Source organism: Amycolatopsis sp. cmx-8-4, from assembly GCF_046548675.1.
In the GTDB taxonomy this organism is placed as follows: Bacteria; Actinomycetota; Actinomycetes; order Mycobacteriales; family Pseudonocardiaceae; genus Amycolatopsis.
In genome coordinates this window covers 28,154-46,015 of record NZ_JAEBDZ010000032.1, presented here as the reverse complement: position 1 = coordinate 46,015, position 17,862 = coordinate 28,154, and the positions used below count along the sequence as shown (strand labels likewise).

Annotated in this window: 1 protein-coding gene (running past one end of the window); it reads right to left on the bottom strand. The window is 74.4% G+C overall.

From position 1 onward, the window contains the following. Positions 1–17,862: the 5' portion of a type I polyketide synthase gene (locus ACLJQZ_RS41125; protein WP_410626303.1), read on the bottom strand. Its footprint begins 9,264 nt before the window's first position; the window shows 17,862 of its 27,126 coding nt (coding positions 1–17,862); it begins with the start codon at positions 17,860–17,862; the stop codon falls past the left edge of the window.

Here is a 17,862-nt window from a genome sequence, read left to right as displayed (position 1 = left end):
GCCCGCCCAGGGACCCCAGGCGATCGACGTCGCGGGCTGACCCGCGGCCCGCCGTCGGGCGGCGAGGGCGTCGAGGTAGGCGTTGGCGGCGGCGTAGTTGCCCTGCCCGGCCGCGCCGAACGTGCCCGCGGTCGAGGAGAACAGCACGAAGGCGTCGAGGTTCTCGGTCAGCTCGTCGAGGTTCTCGGCGCCCACGCACTTCGGGCCGAAGACCGTCGCGAACTGGTCCGGGGTCAGGGAATCCGTGGTGCCGTCGTCGACGACACCGGCGGTGTGCACGACGGCGTTCACCGTCGGAAGCGACGCGATCAACCCGGCCAAGGCGTCGCGGTCGGCGACGTCGCAAGCCGCGATCGTCACGCGCGCTCCGGCAGCGGTGAGTTCGGCTTCGAGGTCGGCCGCGCCGGGTGCGTCCGCGCCGCTGCGGCTGACGAGCACCAGGTGGCCGGCACCGGCCGTCGCGAAGCGGCGCGCGACTTCCGCGCCGAGCCCGCCGGTGCCACCGGTGATCAGGACGGTGCCGCGCGGGGTGTAGGCCTCGACGGTCGTCATGGGGGCTGTGGCGAGGCGACGGGCGAAGACGCCGGAAGGCCGGACGGCGACCTGGTCCTCGTCGCCGATCCCGGCCAGGACGGCGAAGAGCCGGTTGACCGCGCGGGTGTCCAGGGTTTCGGGCAGGTCGACGAGCCCGCCCCAGCGCTGCGGCTGCTCCAGCCCCAGCACCCGGCCGAGGCCCCACAGGGCCGCACCACGCGGGTCCGCCGCGGGGTCGGCGGCGCCGACACTGACGGCGCCGCGGGTCGCCCACCACAGCGGCGCGGCGACTCCGGCGTCACCGAGCGCCTGCGCCACGGTGAGAGCACGGTCGGTCTCTCCCAGCAGGGAGAGCACGACGTCTGTGTCCATTTCAGACAGTCGTGCGGTCAGGGTCTCGCGGTCTTCGCCGCCGACCTCGAACCGGACACCGTCCACAGCGGACAGGACCGACTCGGCCCACGGACCGGGTTCGGCGGGCACGACGACCAGCACGCGGCGCGGGGTCGCGGGCTCGGTGCGGACCGGCGTCCAGACGACGCGGTAGCGCCACGCGTCGGCCTCGGACTCCGTCCGGACCTGGCGCCGCCACGCGGTGAGCGCGGGCAGCACGGTGCCGAGCGCGTCACGGTCGACGTCGAGCGTCGTCGACAACGAGGTGACGTCGGCGGCTTCGAGCGCCGTCCAGAAGCCGGTGTCGGCTTCGGCCGTGGCCTCCGTCGGAGCGGGCTCCGGCCAGTAGCGGGCGCGCTGGAAGGCGTAGGTGGGCAGGTCGATCCGGCGGGCGCCGGTGCCGGCGTAGAAGGCGGCCCAGTCGGGGCGGACGCCGTGCGCGTGCAGCTCGCCGAGCAGCGCCGCGACGGTCTCCTCCTCCGGCCGGTCGCGGCGCAGCACGGGCCGCACCGCGACGTCGGTGACGATCTCGCCAACCATCGCCGACAGGACGCCGTCGGGTCCGAGTTCGACGTAAGCGGTGACACCGGCCTCGTGCAGCGTGCCGATGGTGTCGCCGAAGCGGACGGCCTCGCGGGCGTGACGCACCCAGTAGTCCGGAGTGGACACCAGGTCGGCGTCGCCGAAGCCGCCGGTGATGCCGGAGACGAGCGACAGGTCCGGCGCGGCGTAGGTCAGCCCGGCCACGGCCGCGCGGAACTCGTCCAGCATCGGGTCCATCGCCGCCGAGTGGAAGGCGTGGGACACGGTCAGCCGGCGGGTCTTCGGGAACTGCTCGGCGAACGCGAGCACGGCGTCCTCGGGACCGGCGACGACGGTCGCACGCGGCCCGTTGACCGCGGCGATGTCGATGCCCTCGGGCAGCAACGCTCGCACGTCGGCCTCGGCCTCGCGGATCGCCACCATGGCGCCGCCGGAGGGCAGCGCCTGCATCAGGCGGCCGCGGGCGAGCACCAGCGTGGCGGCGTCGGCCAGGGAGAACACGCCGGCGACGTGCGCCGCGGCGATCTCGCCGACCGAGTGGCCGGCGACGTGGTCGGGGCGCACGCCCCACGACTCCAGGAGCCGGAAGAGCGCGACCTCGATCGCGAACAACGCGGGCTGGGCGTAGCGGGTTTCGTCCAGCAGCGCGGCTTCCGGCGTACCCGGCTCGGCGAACAGCAGGCCGTGCAGCGGGTGTTCGAGCCCGGCGTCCAGGTGCGAGACGACCTCGTCGAGGGCTTCGGCGAAGACCGGGAACCGCTCGGCCAGCTCACGCCCGGCACCCGGGCGCTGGCTGCCCTGGCCGGTGAACAGGAACGCGGTGCCGGGGCCGCCGGTGGTGCCGCGCAGCACGCTCGCCGCGGGCTGATCAGCGGCGACAGCGGCGAGCCCGTCGAGGACGTCGTCGTGTGTGGCGGCCAAGACGACCGCGCGGTGACTCAGGTCGGCACGGGCCGTGGCGAGCGAGAAGCCGAGGTCGGCGAGCGCGGGCTCGGGCTGGTCGGCCAGCCAGGTGCGCAGTCGGGCCGCCTGGGCGCGCAGTGCTTCCGGCGTCCGGGCCGACACGACCAGCGGGACGGTCCCGACGGTCTTCGGCTCGGCTTCGGTCTCCTCGAGTTCAGCAGCGGGGGCCTGTTCCAGCACGGTGTGGACGTTGGTGCCGCTCAGGCCGAACGACGAGACGGCGGCACGGCGCGGCGCACCGGTCTCGGGCCAGTCGGTCTGCTCGCCGAGAAGCGCGATGGTCCCGCTGGACCAGTCGATGTGCGACGACGGCGTCCCGGCGTGCAGTGTCTTCGGCAGCACGCCGTGACGCATCGCCATGACCATCTTGAGGACGCCGGCGATGCCGGACGCCATCTGCGTGTGGCCGATGTTGGACTTCACCGAGCCGAGCAGCAGCGGGCGTTCGCGCTCGCGGCCGTAGGTGGCCTGCAGGGCTTGGACCTCGATCGGGTCACCGAGCGCGGTGCCCGTGCCGTGACCCTCGATGACGTCGACGTCCGAAGCAGCCAGTCCCGAGTTGGCCAGCGCCTGCTTGATCACGCGCTGCTGGGACGGCCCGTTCGGCGCGGTCATGCCGTTGGACGCGCCGTCGGAGTTCATCGCCGAGCCGCGGACGACGGCCAGGATCTCGTGGCCGTTGCGCTGGGCGTCGGACAGCCGCTCGACGAGGACCAGGCCGATGCCCTCGGCGAGGCTCATGCCGTCGGCCTCGTCGGAGTAGGCCTTGCAGCGGCCGTCGGGCGCCATCGCGCGCTGGCGGCTGAAGCCGATCCATGGCGCGGGCGTCGCCATCACGGTGACGCCACCGGCGAGGGCCATCGTGCTCTCGCCGGTGCGCAGGGACTGGCAGGCCAGGTGCAACGCGACCAGCGACGACGAACAGGCCGTGTCGAGCGTGACGGCCGGGCCTTCCAGACCGAACAGGTAGGCGACGCGGCCGGACAGGACACTCGACACCGAGCCGGTGATCATGTGGCCTTCGGAGCCCTCGGCCGCGTTGAGCACGGTGGAGCCGTAATCCTGGTAGCTGGAGCCGATGAAGACGCCGGTGCGGCTGCCCCGCACGGTCGCCGGGTCGACCCCGGCGCGTTCGAGGGCCTCCCAGGACACTTCCAGCAGGAGCCGCTGCTGCGGGTCCATCGACAGCGCCTCGCGCGGCGAGATGCCGAAGAAGCCGGCGTCGAAGTCCGCGGCGCCTTCGAGGAAGCCGCCGAGCGTCGAGTAGGTCTTGCCGCTGCGGTCCGGGTCGGGGTCGAACAGCCCGGCCGCGTCCCAGCCGCGATCGGCCGGGAACGACGAGATCGCGTCCCCGCCGCCGAGCACGAGGTCCCACAACGCTTCCGGCGACGCGACGCCACCGGGGAAGCGGCAGCTCATGCCGACGATGGCGATCGGCTCGTCGGTCATCGCCCGCGTGACGACGGTCTCGGCGGTGTCCGATCCGTCCAGAGTGGACAGGATGAACCCGGCGAGCGCGTCGGCGTTCGGGTAGTCGAACACGACCGTGCTGGGCAGGCTCAGGCCGGTCACGACCTCGAGGCGGTTGCGCAGGTCGACGGCGGTGAGCGAGTCGAAGCCCAGGTCACGGAAGGCGCGGTCGGCCTCGACGGCGTCGCCGCCGGCGTGGCCGAGCACCGTCGCGGCTTCGGCGCGGACGAGGTCGACGACGAGCCGGCGTCCGGCCGCCGCGGGCAGGGCGCGAACCCGGCCGGCGAACGCGGCGACGTCGGCCGTCTCCGGGGCGGCCTCGGCGAGCTTGCGGACCGCGGGCAGCTCGGAGAACAGCGGGCTGGGCCGCACCGACGTGAAGACCGGGTAGTACCGCTCCCAGTCGAGGTCGGCGATCATCAGGGACGTCTCGTCGTCCTCGAGGGCGCGCTTCAGCCCGGCCAGCGCGAGGCGCGGTTCCATGAACTGCAGGCCACTGCGCAGGATCCGGCCCGGGTCGACCCGGCCCAGCTCGCGGTCGTCGGCCCAGATGCCCCAGGCGATCGTCGTCGCCGGGACCCCGCGGGCGCGCCGCTGCTCGGCCAGGGCGCCGAGGTAGGCGTTGGCCGCGGAGTAGGCGCCGTGGTCGCCACTGCCCCAGACGCCGGCGGTCGAGGAGTACATGACGAAGTGCTCGAGTTCGCCCTCGTCGAGCAGGTCGTCGAGGACGGCGTCGAGGTTGGCCGCACCGGTGACCTTGGCGTCGAGGACCTCGGCGAAGGCGGTGGGGTCCGTGCCGGTCAGCGGCGCGAGGGCGATGTGCGCGGCGGTGTGCACCACGGTGGTGATGCGGCGGCCTTCGGCCTTGAGCCGGGTGACGAGCGCGGCGACGGCGTCGCGGTCGGTGACGTCGAGGGCGACCACTTCGGCCGAACCAAGGTCCGCCACCAGCGCGTCGGCACCGGGCGCGTCGGGGCCACGGCGGCCGGTCAGCACGACGTGCTCGACACCCTCACCGGCAAGCCAGCGGGCGAGGTGCGGGCCGAGGGTGCCGGTACCGCCGGTGACGATAGCGGTGCCGTAGGCGCGCCAGGTCCGTTCCGGACGACGTCCGGCCACGGGAGCGGGCACGATCCGGCGCGCGAACACGCCGGACGCCCGGACGGCGAGCTGGTCCTCATCGCCGGACCCGGCCAGCACCGCGGCAAGCCGCCGGGCAGCCGCGGCGTCGAGGGTTTCGGGGAGATCGATGAGCCCGGCCCAGTGTCCGGGGTGCTCCAGGGCGGCGGACCAGCCGAGGCCGTGCACCTGCGCCTGGGCCGGATCGCGGACGGGGTCGGCGGGCCCGGTGGAGACGGCGCCGCGGGTCAGCGCCCAGATCGGGATCGCGGGGTCCGTCTCGGCGACGGCTTGGACGAGCGAGAGGGTGCGCAGCAGTCCGCGGCCGAGACCGGGGTGCTCGGTCGGCGCGTGGTCGGCGGCGAGCAGCGAGACGATGCCGGTCACGCCGCCGGTGTCCCCGAGCGCGGTCGTCACGGCCTCGCGATCGGAGTCGTCGGCGAGGACAACCGCACGCACCTCGGCGCCGTGGCCGCGCAGGGCGGCGGCGATCTCGTCGCCGGCGTCCGTGCCGATGACCAGCCACGTGCCGGACAGGGTGCCGCCGGCCGGGCGGGCCGGTCGCCAGGCGACGCGGTAGCGCCAGGCGTCCACAGTGGACTCCTCGTCGCGGCGGGCGTGCCAGGCCGACAGCGACGGCAGCAGGTCGTCGAGGGCACCTCGCTGGTGCTCGTCGAGGTCCAGCAGACGGGTCAGCTCACCGGTGTCGGCGCGGCCCACCGCCTGCCACAACTCGTCGTCGGCCGGCGCGCCCGCCACCGCCGACGCCGCTTCTTCGATGGCCCAGTAGTGCTCGTGCTGGAACGCGTAGGTGGGCAGGTCGGCGCGGCGGCCGCCGGTCAGGGTGTCCGCCCAGTCGACCGTCACCCCGCGGGTGTGCGCCTCGGCCAGGGACTTCAGGAACCGGTCGGCTCCGCCGTCGTCGCGGCGCAGGGTGCCCAGCGCCGCGACCGGCACGCCGGCCGCTTCGGCCAGTTCGCCGATGGCCATGGTGAACACCGGGTGCGGGCTCGACTCGACGAACACCGGGTGACCGTCGGCGACCGCCGCGGACAGCGCGGCGCCGAACTCGACGGTCCCCCGCAGGTTGCGGCACCAGTAGTCGCCGGTCAGCTCGGTCGGCTCGACGAGCCCGCCGGTCACCGTCGAGTAGAACCGGACGCCGGTCTCGCGCGGAGCCACCGGCGCCAGCAGCTCGGCGAGTTCACCCGCGATCGCGTCCACCTGCGGCGAGTGCGCGGCGAAGTCGACGCCGTCCAGCCGCCAGCGCATCAGGCCCGCCTTGGCGAGCCGCCGTTCCAGCACGGCCAGCGCGTCCGGGTCGCCGGACACGGTCACCGAACGCGGCCCGTTGACCGCCGCGACGGCGATCCGGTCGGCCAGCTCGGCGATCAGCTCGCGGACGTCGTCCGCGGCCGCGACGACCGACAACATCGCCCCACGGCCGGAAAGCCGCTCGGCGATCAGCCGCGACCGCAGCGCCACGATCCGAGCGCCGTCCTGCAGCGTCAGGGCCCCGGCCACGCAGGCTGCGGCGATCTCCCCCTGGGAGTGCCCGATCACCGCGACCGGCTCGACACCGTGTTCGCTCCACAGGCTCGCGAGCGACACCATCACGGCCCACAGCACCGGCTGGATCACGTCGACCCGTTCCAGGGCTTCGTCGTCGCGCAGCACGTCCGGCAGCGACCAGTCGGTGAACTCCGCGAGCGCGGCGGCGCACTCGGCCATCCGGCCGGCGAACACCGGCGACGACGCCAGCAGCTCGCGGGCCATGCCCGGCCACTGCGAGTCCTGGCCGGGGAAGACGAACACGGGTGCGGCGGTGCGCTTGGCGACCCCGCGCACGAGCGCCGAGTCAGCCGCGTTCCCGGCCAGGGCGGCGAGGCCGCGGCGCAGGTCCAGCGGGTCTTCGCCGACGACGACCGCGCGCTGCTCGAACACCGACCGCGTGCCGGAGAGCGACCAGCCGACGTCGACCGGCCGCGCCGCGGGGTGCTCGTCGAGGTGCTGCAGCAGCCGCAAGGCCTGGGCCTGCAGGGCGGGCGCGGTGCGGGCAGACAGCGGCCAGACGACCGGTCCGGACGCGGCTTCGGGCTCGGCCGGGACGTCTTCCGGCGCTGGGGCTTCGATGATCGCGTGGGCGTTGGTGCCGCTGATGCCGAACGACGAGACGCCGGCCCGGCGCGGCCGTCCGGTCTCCGGCCACTCGGCCTGTTCGTGCAGCAGCTGGACCGCGCCGGCCGACCAGTCGATCTTCGTGGACGGCTGATCGACGTGCAGGGTGCGCGGCAGTACGCCGTGGCGCATGGCGTGCACCATCTTGATCAAGCTGGCCACACCGGCGGCGGACTGCGTGTGCCCGATGTTGGACTTCACCGAGCCGATCAGCAGCGGCCGTTCGCGGTCGCGGCCGTAGGTCGCCTGCAGCGCCTGGACCTCGATCGGGTCGCCGAGCGCGGTGCCGGTGCCGTGCGCGTCGAGCGCGTCGACCTCGGCCGCGGCGAGCCCGGCGTTGGCCAGGGCCTGGCGGATGACGCGCTGCTGCGAGGGGCCGTTGGGCGCGGTGAGGCCGTTGGACGCGCCGTCGGAGTTGACCGCGGTGCCGCGCACGACGGCGAGGACCTGGTGGCCGTGGCGGCGGGCGTCGGACAGCCGTTCCAGCACGAGGATGCCGACACCTTCGGCGAGGCTCATGCCGTCGCCGGCTTCGGAGAACGCCTTACAGCGGCCGTCGGCGGCCAGCGCGCGCTGGCGGCTGAACGCGACGAACGGGTCGGGCGACGCCATGATCGTCGCGCCACCGGCCAGGGCGAGGGAGCTTTCCCCGGCGCGCAGGGACTGGCAGGCCAGGTGCAGCGCGACGATCGACGACGAACACGCCGTGTCGACGGTGACCGACGGGCCCTCGAAGCCGAACAGGTACGACAACCGTCCGGAAAGGACACTCGGGATGGTGCCGGTGACGAGGTGGCCCTCGGAACCTTCGCCGGTCGAGGTGCCGTAGTCCTGGAAGCTGGAGCCGATGAAGACGCCGGTCCGGCTCCCCCGCACCGATGCTGGGTCGACGCCGGCGCGTTCCAGGGCCTCCCACGAGACTTCGAGCAGGAACCGCTGCTGCGGGTCCATGGACATGGCTTCACGCGGGGAGATCCCGAAGAACCCGGCGTCGAACTCGGCGGCGTCCTCCAGGAACCCGCCGAGCGTCGAGTAGGTCTTGCCGCCGCGGTCCGGGTCCGGGTCGAACAGGCCCGCGATGTCCCAGCCGCGGTCGGCGGGGAACGACGAGATCGCGTCCACACCGCCGGCGACGACGTTCCAGAGGTCTTCCGGCGAGCCGACGCCGCCGGGGAACCGGCAGCCCATGCCGACGATGGCGATGGGCTCGTCGACCGCACCCGGCGTGACGACGACGTCGCCGACGGCCGGGCCGTCGATCTCCTCGCGCAGGAACGCGACGAGCGCGAGCGGGGTCGGGTAGTCGAAGACCAGCGTCGCGGGCAGGGACAGACCGGTGGCGTCGACGAGACGGCGGCGGAACTCGACGGCGGTCAGCGAGTCGAAGCCGAGGTCGCGGAAGGCGCGGTCCTCGTCGATGGCGTCGGCCGTGACGTGGCCCAGCACTTCGGCGGCTTCGACGCGCACCAGGTCCAGCAGCGCGCGGTCGCGTTCGGTCTCGGACATCCCGGCGAAGCGCGCCGCGAAGGCGGTCACGGCGGCGGCCGCGACGGGCTCGGGCTTGCTCTCGACGAGTTCGTCGAACAGCCGGCTGGCGCGGGTGGCGGTGAACACCGGCAGGAAGGTGTCCCAGGTGATGTCGGCGACGACGACGGCCGTGTCGTCGCGCAGCAGCGCGCGTTCCAGCTCAGCGAGCGCGGGCGCGGTCGGCAGGAAGCCGAGGCCGCGGCGGCTCAGCTGGCCGGCGACGTGCTCGTCGGTGGCCATGCCTTCCTCGGCCCAGGCACCCCAGGCGATCGACGTCGCCTTGCGGCCGTGGGCCCGGCGGGCTTCGGCGAGCGCGTCGAGGTAGGCGTTGCCGGCGGCGTAGGCGGCCTGGCCGCCACTGCCCCAGACGCCGGCGACGGACCCGAAGAGCAGGAAGAAGTCGAGGTCGTGCCCGGCGAGGAGGACGTCGAGGTGCGCGGCGCCCTCGGTCTTGGCGGCCATGACGCGGGTGTACTCGGCGAAGTCGGCGCCGTGGATCGGATCCATCGCCTGCGCGATGCCCGCCGTGTGCACGACCCCGGTGAGCTGCAGGCCGTCGAGCAGCTCCTCGACGGCGGCGCGATCGGCGATGTCGCAGGCGGCGATCGTCACCCGGGCACCGGCCTCGGTGAGTTCGGCTTCGAGTTCGGCGGCGCCGGGCGCTGCTGGGCCGCGACGGCTGACGAGCACCAGGTGCTCGGCCCCGGCGGCGGCGAGCCACCGCGCGACGGACGCGCCGAGCGCACCGGTGCCGCCGGTGACGAGCACGGTCCCGGAAGCGCGGAAGCGCCCGGTGGATTCGGCGGGCAGGTACCGCCCGATCCGCCGCCCGAAGGCCCCCTGGGCCCGGATCGCGACCTGGTCTTCCCCACCGGATCCGGCGAGCACGGCGGCGAGCCGTCGCCCGGCGGCGGGATCGAGGGTGGCGGGCAGGTCGATCAGCCCGCCCCACAGCGCGGGCTGTTCGAGCGCGGCGGTCCGCCCCAGCCCCCACACCCGCGCGGCGACGGGATCGGGCGCCCCTTCCCCCGCGGTGACGACGGCACCGGAGGTGAGCGTCCACAGGCGAAGGCCGAGGTCGGCGTCGCCAAGGGCCTGAACGAGGGTGAGCAGATCCCGCAACCCGCCATCCCCGGCGGCGGGCAGGTGAAGGACACCGTCAACCGGCCCAGCCGAGGCAAGCGCCGCGGCCAGTCGCGCACGCTCGCCCAAGTCCGTGAATGGCACATCGAGGGACTCAGAGTCCGTGGATGTGCCATTCACGGACTTCGGAGCGTCCAGAGCCGACAGAACCACGCGCTTGATCGTCGCGCCGTGGGTGGTGAGGGCTGCCTCGACCTCCGTGCCTTCGTCGGCGGTCGACGTCACCAGCAGCCACGTTCCCGGCAGGGCCGGGTTCTCCGCGGTGCGGAACGGGTGCCACTCCGTGCGGTAGCGCCAGGACTTCGCCTTCTCCTCCGCCGCCCGGCGGTCGCGCCAGCCGGACAGGGCCGGGAGCAGCGTGGTCAGGGATTCCTGCTGGTCGTCGCCCAAGTTGAGCAGGCCGGCCAGTTCCGTCGGGTCGCCGCGGCCGATCGCTTCCCACAGGGGGCCGTCCGCGGTGGCGGCCACCGGCCGCGCCGGGGTGGCGGCAGCCCAGTAGTGCTCGCGCTGGAACGGGTAGGTCGGCAGCTCGACCGGCGCGCCCGCGCGGCCGAGGTAGGCCGGCCAGTCCACCGTGCAGCCGCGCGTGTGCAGCACCGCCAGGGCCGTGACGGCGGACTCCACCTCCGGACAGTCCTTGCGCAGCAACGGGATCGCGCCCGGCTGGTCGATCATGGCCGACAGCACCGCGCCCGGCCCGAGTTCCAGGAACGTGGCGGCAGCCGAACGCGCGATCGTCTCGGCGAACCGGACCGTCGCGCGCACGTGCTCGACCCAGTACCCCGGCGACCGGACGTCGCCCTGGGCCACGAACGTCAGTGACGGCTCGGCGAAGTCCAGCCCCCGCACGACCTCGCCGAACTCCGCCAGCATCGGGTCCATCAGGTGCGAGTGGAACGCGTGCGACACCTGCAGCCGCTTCGTCCGCTCGAAGCGCGCGGCGACGGCCAGCACGACGTCCTCGACGCCCGAGAGCACCACGGAGTCCGGGCCGTTGATCGCCGCGATGTCGACGCCGTCGGTCAGGCCTGCGCGAACGTCCTCTTCGGACGCCTGCACCGACACCATCGCGCCGCCGGCGGGCAGGGCCTGCATCAGCCGGGCCCGCGCGGACACCAGCGCGCACGCGTCGTCCAGCGACAGCACGCCCGAGACGTGCGCCGCCGCGATCTCGCCGATCGAGTGCCCGGCCACGAGATCCGGCCGGACGCCCCACGACTCCAGCAGCCGGAACGCCGCCACGCCGAAGGCGAACAACGCGGGCTGCGCGGTCCCGGTTCGTTCCAAAGCGACCGGGTCGTCGCCCCACACCACGTCCCGCAGGCCCGGCTCGCACCGGTCGAGGACGTCGGCGAACACGTCGGCGAACACGGGGAACCGCGAAGCCAGCTCACGCCCCATGCCCAGGCGCTGGGCGCCCTGACCGGGGAAGACGAACGCGAGGCCGCCGGCGGCGGCAACCCCGGTGACCAAACCGGACGCCGAGTTCCCGGCGGCGAGTGCGGCCAGCGACGACGAGACGTCGTCGCCGAGCACCACGGCCCGGTGCTCGAACGCGGTGCGCGTGGTGGCCAGGGACCACGCGAGGTCCAGCCGACCGGCGTCGATCGACGCCACGTTCGCGGCCTGCTCACGCAGCCCACCGGCGGTCCGCGCGGACAGCAGCAGCGGCGCGGCCACGGCGTCCACCGGGGATACGACCGGCGAGGCCTCGACGAAAGGAGCCGCTTCGAGGACGACGTGCGCGTTGGTCCCGCTGATGCCGAACGACGACACCGCGCCACGCCGGGCGCGCCCGGTCTCCGGCCACGGCGACGGCTCGGCGAGCAGCGACACCGCGCCCGCGCTCCAGTCCACATGGGACGACGGCGCGGCCGCGTGCAGCGACTGGGGCACCGTGCCGTGCCGCATCGCCATGATCAGCTTGATCACGCCGGCGACACCCGCGGCGGCCTGCGTGTGCCCGATGTTCGACTTCACCGAACCCAGCAGCAACGGGGTTTCCCGGTCTTGGCCGTACGTCGCGAGCAGCGCCTGCGCCTCGATCGGGTCGCCCAGGGTCGTGCCGGTGCCGTGTCCCTCGACGACGTCGACGTCCGAAGTGGACAGTCCGGCACCGGCCAGCGCGGCGCGGATCACGCGCTGCTGCGACGGGCCGTTCGGCGCGGTGAGGCCGTTGGACGCGCCGTCCTGGTTGACGGCCGAGCCGCGGACCAGGCCCAGCACGCGGTGGCCGTGGCGGCGGGCGTCGGAGAGGCGTTCGAGCACGAGCACGCCTGCGCCTTCGGACCAGCCGACGCCGTCGGCTTCGTCCGAATAGGACTTGCAGCGGCCGTCGGGCGACAGGCCGCGCTGGCGGGAGAACTCGACGAACGAGTTCGGAGTGGACATCACGGTGACGCCGCCGGCCAGAGCGAGGGTGCAGTCGCCGGAGCGCAGGGCATGCATCGCCCAGTGCATCGCCACGAGCGACGACGAGCAGGCCGTGTCGATCGTGACGGCCGGGCCTTCGAGGCCGAGCGAGTAGGCGACCCGGCCGGACACGACGCTCGACGCCGTGCCGCTGCCCTGGAAGCCTTCGAAGTCGCCGCCGGCCATGACGAGGCCGTAGTCGTTGTACATCACGCCGGCGAACACGCCGGTGGAGCTGCCGCGTAGGCGTCGCGGGTCGATCCCGGCGCGTTCGATCGCCTCCCACGAGACCTCCAGCAGCAGGCGCTGCTGCGGGTCGGTGGCTTCGGCTTCGCGCGGGCTCATCCCGAAGAACGCCGGGTCGAACTCACCGGCGTTGTGCAGGAAGCCGCCTTCGCGGGTGTAGGAGGTGCCCTTGTGGTCGGGGTCCGGGTCGTACAGCGCGCCCAGGTCCCAGCCGCGGTTGACCGGGAACGTCGACGTCGTGTCGCGGCCCTCGGCCACCGCCGCCCACAGGTCCTCCGGCGAGGCGATCCCGCCCGGGAAGCGGCAGCTCATGCCGACGATGGCGATCGGGTCGTCGTCGGCCGCGACGGTCCGGGTGACGACCGGGCCGCGGGCGTCGTCGCCGAGCAGCTCGGCCAGGATGTGGGCGGCCAGCGCGGCGGGTGTCGGGTGGTCGAACGCCGTCGTGGCGGGCAGGCGCAGCCCGGTCGCGGCGTCGAGGCGGTTGCGCAGCTCGACGGCGGTGAGGGAGTCGAAGCCGAGTTCGGAAAAGGACCGCTCCGGGTCGACGGCCGCGGCCCCGGCGTGCCCGAGCACCCCGGCGACCTCACGGCGGACCAGGTCGGCAACCCGCGCCGCGCGCGCGGCGTCGTCCAATGTGGACAGCTGGTGCGCCAGCCGGCCCGCGCCGCCCGCGGTCCGCACGGCCCTGCGGCCGCCGCCGACGAGCGACCGCAGCACGGCGGGTGGCTCCGGCCGGGCGCTCAGCACCGGCAGGTCGAAGCGGACCGGGACGACGACGGGCTCGTCGGCCGCGAGAGCGGCGTCGAAGAGCGCGACACCTTCGGCCTCGGTGAGCGCGGGAATGCCCATCCGGGCGAACCGGCGCAGGGTGCCGTCGCCGGCCATCCCGGCTTCACCCGCCCACGGCCCCCACGCGAGGGACACCGCGGGCAGGCCGGCGTCGCGGCGCACCTGGGCGAGCGTGTCGAGGAAGGCGTTGCCGGCGGCGTAGTTGGCCTGCCCGGCCGCGCCGAGCGTGCCGGCCAGGGAGGAGAACAGGACGAACGCGGTCAGGTCGTGGTCGCGGGTCAGCTCGTGCAGGTTCCAGGCCGCGTCGGCCTTGGGCGCCAGCACGGTGGCGAGCTTCGCCGCGTCGAGGGTGCCGAGCAGGCCGTCGTCGAGGACGCCGGCCGCGTGCACGACGGCGGTCAGCGGGTGGGCGGCCGGGATGTCCGCGAGCAGCGCGGCCAGCGCGGCGCGGTCGCTCGCGTCGCAGGCGACGACGCTGACGTCGGCGCCCTGACCGGCCAGCTCGGTGAGGAGGTCGTCGGGCGCGACACCGCGGCGGCTCGCGAGGACCAGGTGCCGGACGCCGTGCTCGCGCACGAGGTGCCGGGCGATGATCCGGCCCAGTCCCCCGGTACCGCCGGTGATCAGGACGGTGCCGCCGGCGTCCCAGCCGCGCGGCTCGGCGGGCACGGCCCGCACCAGCCGGGGCACGAGCACGCGCCCGGCGCGGATCAGGGCGCGCGGCTCGCCGGTCGACAGCGCGGTCGTGACGGCGTCGGCGGACGCCGGCTGCTCGTCGGTTTCGATCAGGACGAAGCGGCCGGGGTGTTCCTGCTGGGCGGCCAGGACGAGCCCGCGCACGGTCGCCGCGGCGGGCACACCGGCCGGGATGACCAGGGCCAGCCGTCGGTCATCAGCCGCTTCGACGCGCGCCTGCAGCAGGCCGAGGGCGTGCGCGGCGAGGTCGCGTGCCGCCGCCGGGGTCTCCCCCGCCGGAACGTCGAGGGGGACGACGTCGGCGTCGGCCGGGTCGGTGATCCCGGTGACCGGCTCGGTCCAGTCGACCCGGTAGAGGCCGCCGCCGGTGCCGGCGGCGAAGGATTCGGCAGCGATCGGCCGCACGGACAGGCCGCCGGCCACCGCCACCAGGTCGCCTTCGGGCGTCGACAGGACGAGGGACAGTGAGTCGTCACCGGTCTTGCGCAGCTCGGCCCGCAGCACCGTCGCGCCGACCGCGCGCACGGCGACGTCCCGCCACGAGAACGGCAGGCCGCCGTCACCGGCGAGGAACGCCGTGGCGTGCAGGGCCGCGTCGAACAGCGCCGGGTGCAGGTCGAACGTCTCGGCTTCGACGTCGTCGGGCAGCGCGACCTCGGCGAAGACGTCGTCGCCGCGACGCCAGGCGGCACGCAGGCCGCGGAACGCCGGGCCGTACTCCCGGCCGTCGTCGATGCCGTCGTAGAACCCGGCCAGCTCGACGGGGGTGGCGTCCGCGGGCGGCCAGGCCGCTTCCGGGATCACGATTTCCCGGGTGACGGCGGTCAGCCGGCCGACCGCGTGGGACGTCCAGTTGCCGCTGACTTCGCCGTCCGGACGCGAGTGGACGGCCACCGCGCGGCGGCCGTCGTCGTCCGGGGCGCCGACCCACACCTGGACGACGACGCGCTCGTCCGCACCCAGCACCAGCGGCCGGGTGAGGGTCAGCTCTTCGACGTCCGGGCAGCCGGTCTCGGCGCCGGCGCGGACGGCCAGTTCCAGCAGCGCCGTGCCGGGCACGACGACCGCGCCGCCGACGCGGTGGTCGGCGAGCCAGGCGTGGGTGCCGGCCGACAGCCGGCCGGTCAGCAGCAGGCCGCGGGCGTCGGCGACCTCGACGGCGGTGCCGAGCAGCGGGTGGTCGACACTGCGCAGGCCCGCGGACCGCAGGTCGCCGCGGCCGCGGCCGGTGTCGCGCGGCCAGAACCGCAGGCGCTGGAAGGCGTAGGTGGGCAGCTCGGTCCACGCGGCGCCGGTCCCGGCGAAGAACGCCGCCCAGTCGATCGCGACGCCGTCGCCGTGCAGCCGGGCGAGGGCCTCGGCCGAAGACGTGAGTTCGTCGCGGTCCTTGCGCAGCACCGGCACGGCGAGTGCGTCCGGGACGTCGACCAGCGGCGTCAGCGCGGCTTCCGGCCCGACCTCGACGAACCGGTTGGCCCCGGCGTCGGCGAGGCGGGTGAGGACGTCGCCGAAGCGGACGGTCTCGCGGACGTGGCGCACCCAGTACTCCGGGTCGGTCACCTCACCGGCGACGATCAGCGCACGTGCCGGTTCGGCGAAGGTCAGCCCGGCGACCACCTCGCGGAACGCGGGCAGCATCGGGTCCATCAGGTGCGAGTGGAACGCGTGGGACGCGCGCAGCCGCGTCGTCCGCTCGAAGCGGGCAGCGACGGCCAGCACGGCGTCTTCGGTACCGGACAAGACAACTGCGCGAGGGCCGTTGACGGCGGCGATACCCACACCGTCGACCAGCTCGGCGCGGACTTCGTCCTCGGTGGCCCGGACGGCGACCATCGCGCCGCCGGCGGGCAGGTCGCGCATCAGCCGGGCGCGCGCGGACACCAGGGCACAGGCGTCGTCGAGGGACAGCACGCCGGCGCAGTGGGCAGCGGCGATCTCGCCCGCCGAGTGCCCGGCGAGCAGGTCGGCGCGGACCCCCCACGACTCCAGCAGGCGGAAGAGCGCGACCTCGACGGCGAAGATCGCCGGCTGCGCCCAGCCGGTGTCGGCGAGCGTACCGGCGTCGGTGCCCCAAACGACGTCCCGGAGTCCGGGCTCGAGCCGGTCCAGGACCTCGTCGAAGGCGGCGGCGAACGCCGGGTGCGCGGTGTACAGTTCGCGCCCCATGCCCAGGTGCTGCGAACCCTGGCCGGTGAACAGGAACGCGGTCTTGGCCCGCGCACGCGGCGAGCCGACGACTCCGGACTCCCCCGCGGCGAGCGCCCGCAAGGCATCCGCCACGGCATCGCGATCGACACCGACGACAGCAGCGCGACGCTCGAACGGCGTCCGCGCGGTGGCCAGGGAGAACGCGACGTCGGCGAGCGGCGCGTCGCCGTCCGTCAGCTGCCGCGCGAGCCGCCCGGCCTGCTCGCGCAGGGCCTCGTCGGTCTTGCCGGAAATCAGGAAAGGCACCGGCCGCGCGACGACGTCACGCGGCTCGGCGTCCTCGGCCGGGGCCTGCTCGATGATCGCGTGCGCGTTGGTGCCGCTGAGCCCGAAGGACGACACACCCGCGCGGCGGGGCTCGCCGGTCTCCGGCCATTCGGTGGCCTCGGTGACCAGGTCGACGCGGCCCGCGCGCCAGTCCACATGGGACGACGGGGCGTCGACGTGCAGCGTGGGCGGGACGACGCCATGGCGCATGGCCAGGACCATCTTGATCACGCCGGCGACCCCGGCGGCGGCCTGGGTGTGGCTGATGTTGGACTTGATCGACCCGAGCAGCAGTGCGCGTTCGCGGTCCTGCCCGTAGGTCGCCATCAGGGCCTGGGCCTCGACGGGGTCGCCCAGCCGAGTGCCGGTGCCGTGCGCCTCGACGACGTCGACCTGGCTCGGTGAAAGCCGGGAGCTCTTCAGCGCCTCACGGATCACCCGCTGCTGGGACGGGCCGTTGGGGGCGGTCAGGCCGTTGGTGGCGCCGTCCTGGTTGACGGCGCTGCCGCGGACGACCGCGAGCACGGGGTGGCCGTTGCGGCGGGCGTCCGACAGGCGTTCGAGGACGAGCACACCCGAGCCCTCGGCCCAGCCGGTGCCGGCGGCCGAGTCCGCGAACGAGTGGCAGCGGCCGTCCGGGGACAGCCCGCCCTGGCGGCTGAACTCGACGAACGTGGTCGGGGCGGACATCACCGTCACGCCACCCGCGACGGCGAGCGTCGACTCCCCCGACCGCAGCGACTGCGCGGCCAGGTGCAGCGCGACGAGCGAAGACGAGCACGCCGTGTCGACGGAGACGGCCGGGCCGACCAGGCCCAGCACGTAGGAAAGGCGGCCGGACAGGACGCTGTTCGTGTTGCCGGTCAGCAGGAAGCCCTCGGACGGCCCGGCGGCGCCGGTCAGGTACTCCTGGGCCATCGCGCCGACGAACACGCCGGTCCGGGTGCCCTTGAGCGACGACGGCGCGATGCCGGCGCGCTCGATCGCCTCCCACGTCGTCTCGAGCAGGATCCGTTGCTGCGGGTCCATTTCGGCCGCCTCGCGCGGCGAGATGCCGAAGAACCCGGCGTCGAACTCGGCGGCGTCGAGCAGGAACCCGCCGGACATCGCCGCCTCGCCGCCGGCCTCGGCGAGCGCGCCGAGGTCCCAGCCGCGGTCGGCGGGCAGCCCGGTGACGCCGTCGCGCCCGGAGCCGACCAGCTCCCAGAGGTCTTCGGGGCTGGTGACCCCGCCGGGATAGCGGCAGCTCATCCCGACGATCGCGATCGGTTCGACCGCGCGGGTCTCCAGCTCCTCCAGCCTCTGCTGGGTGCGCACGAGGTCCGCGCTGGCCCGCTTGAGGTAGCTCCGGAGCTTCTGTTCGTTGTCCAT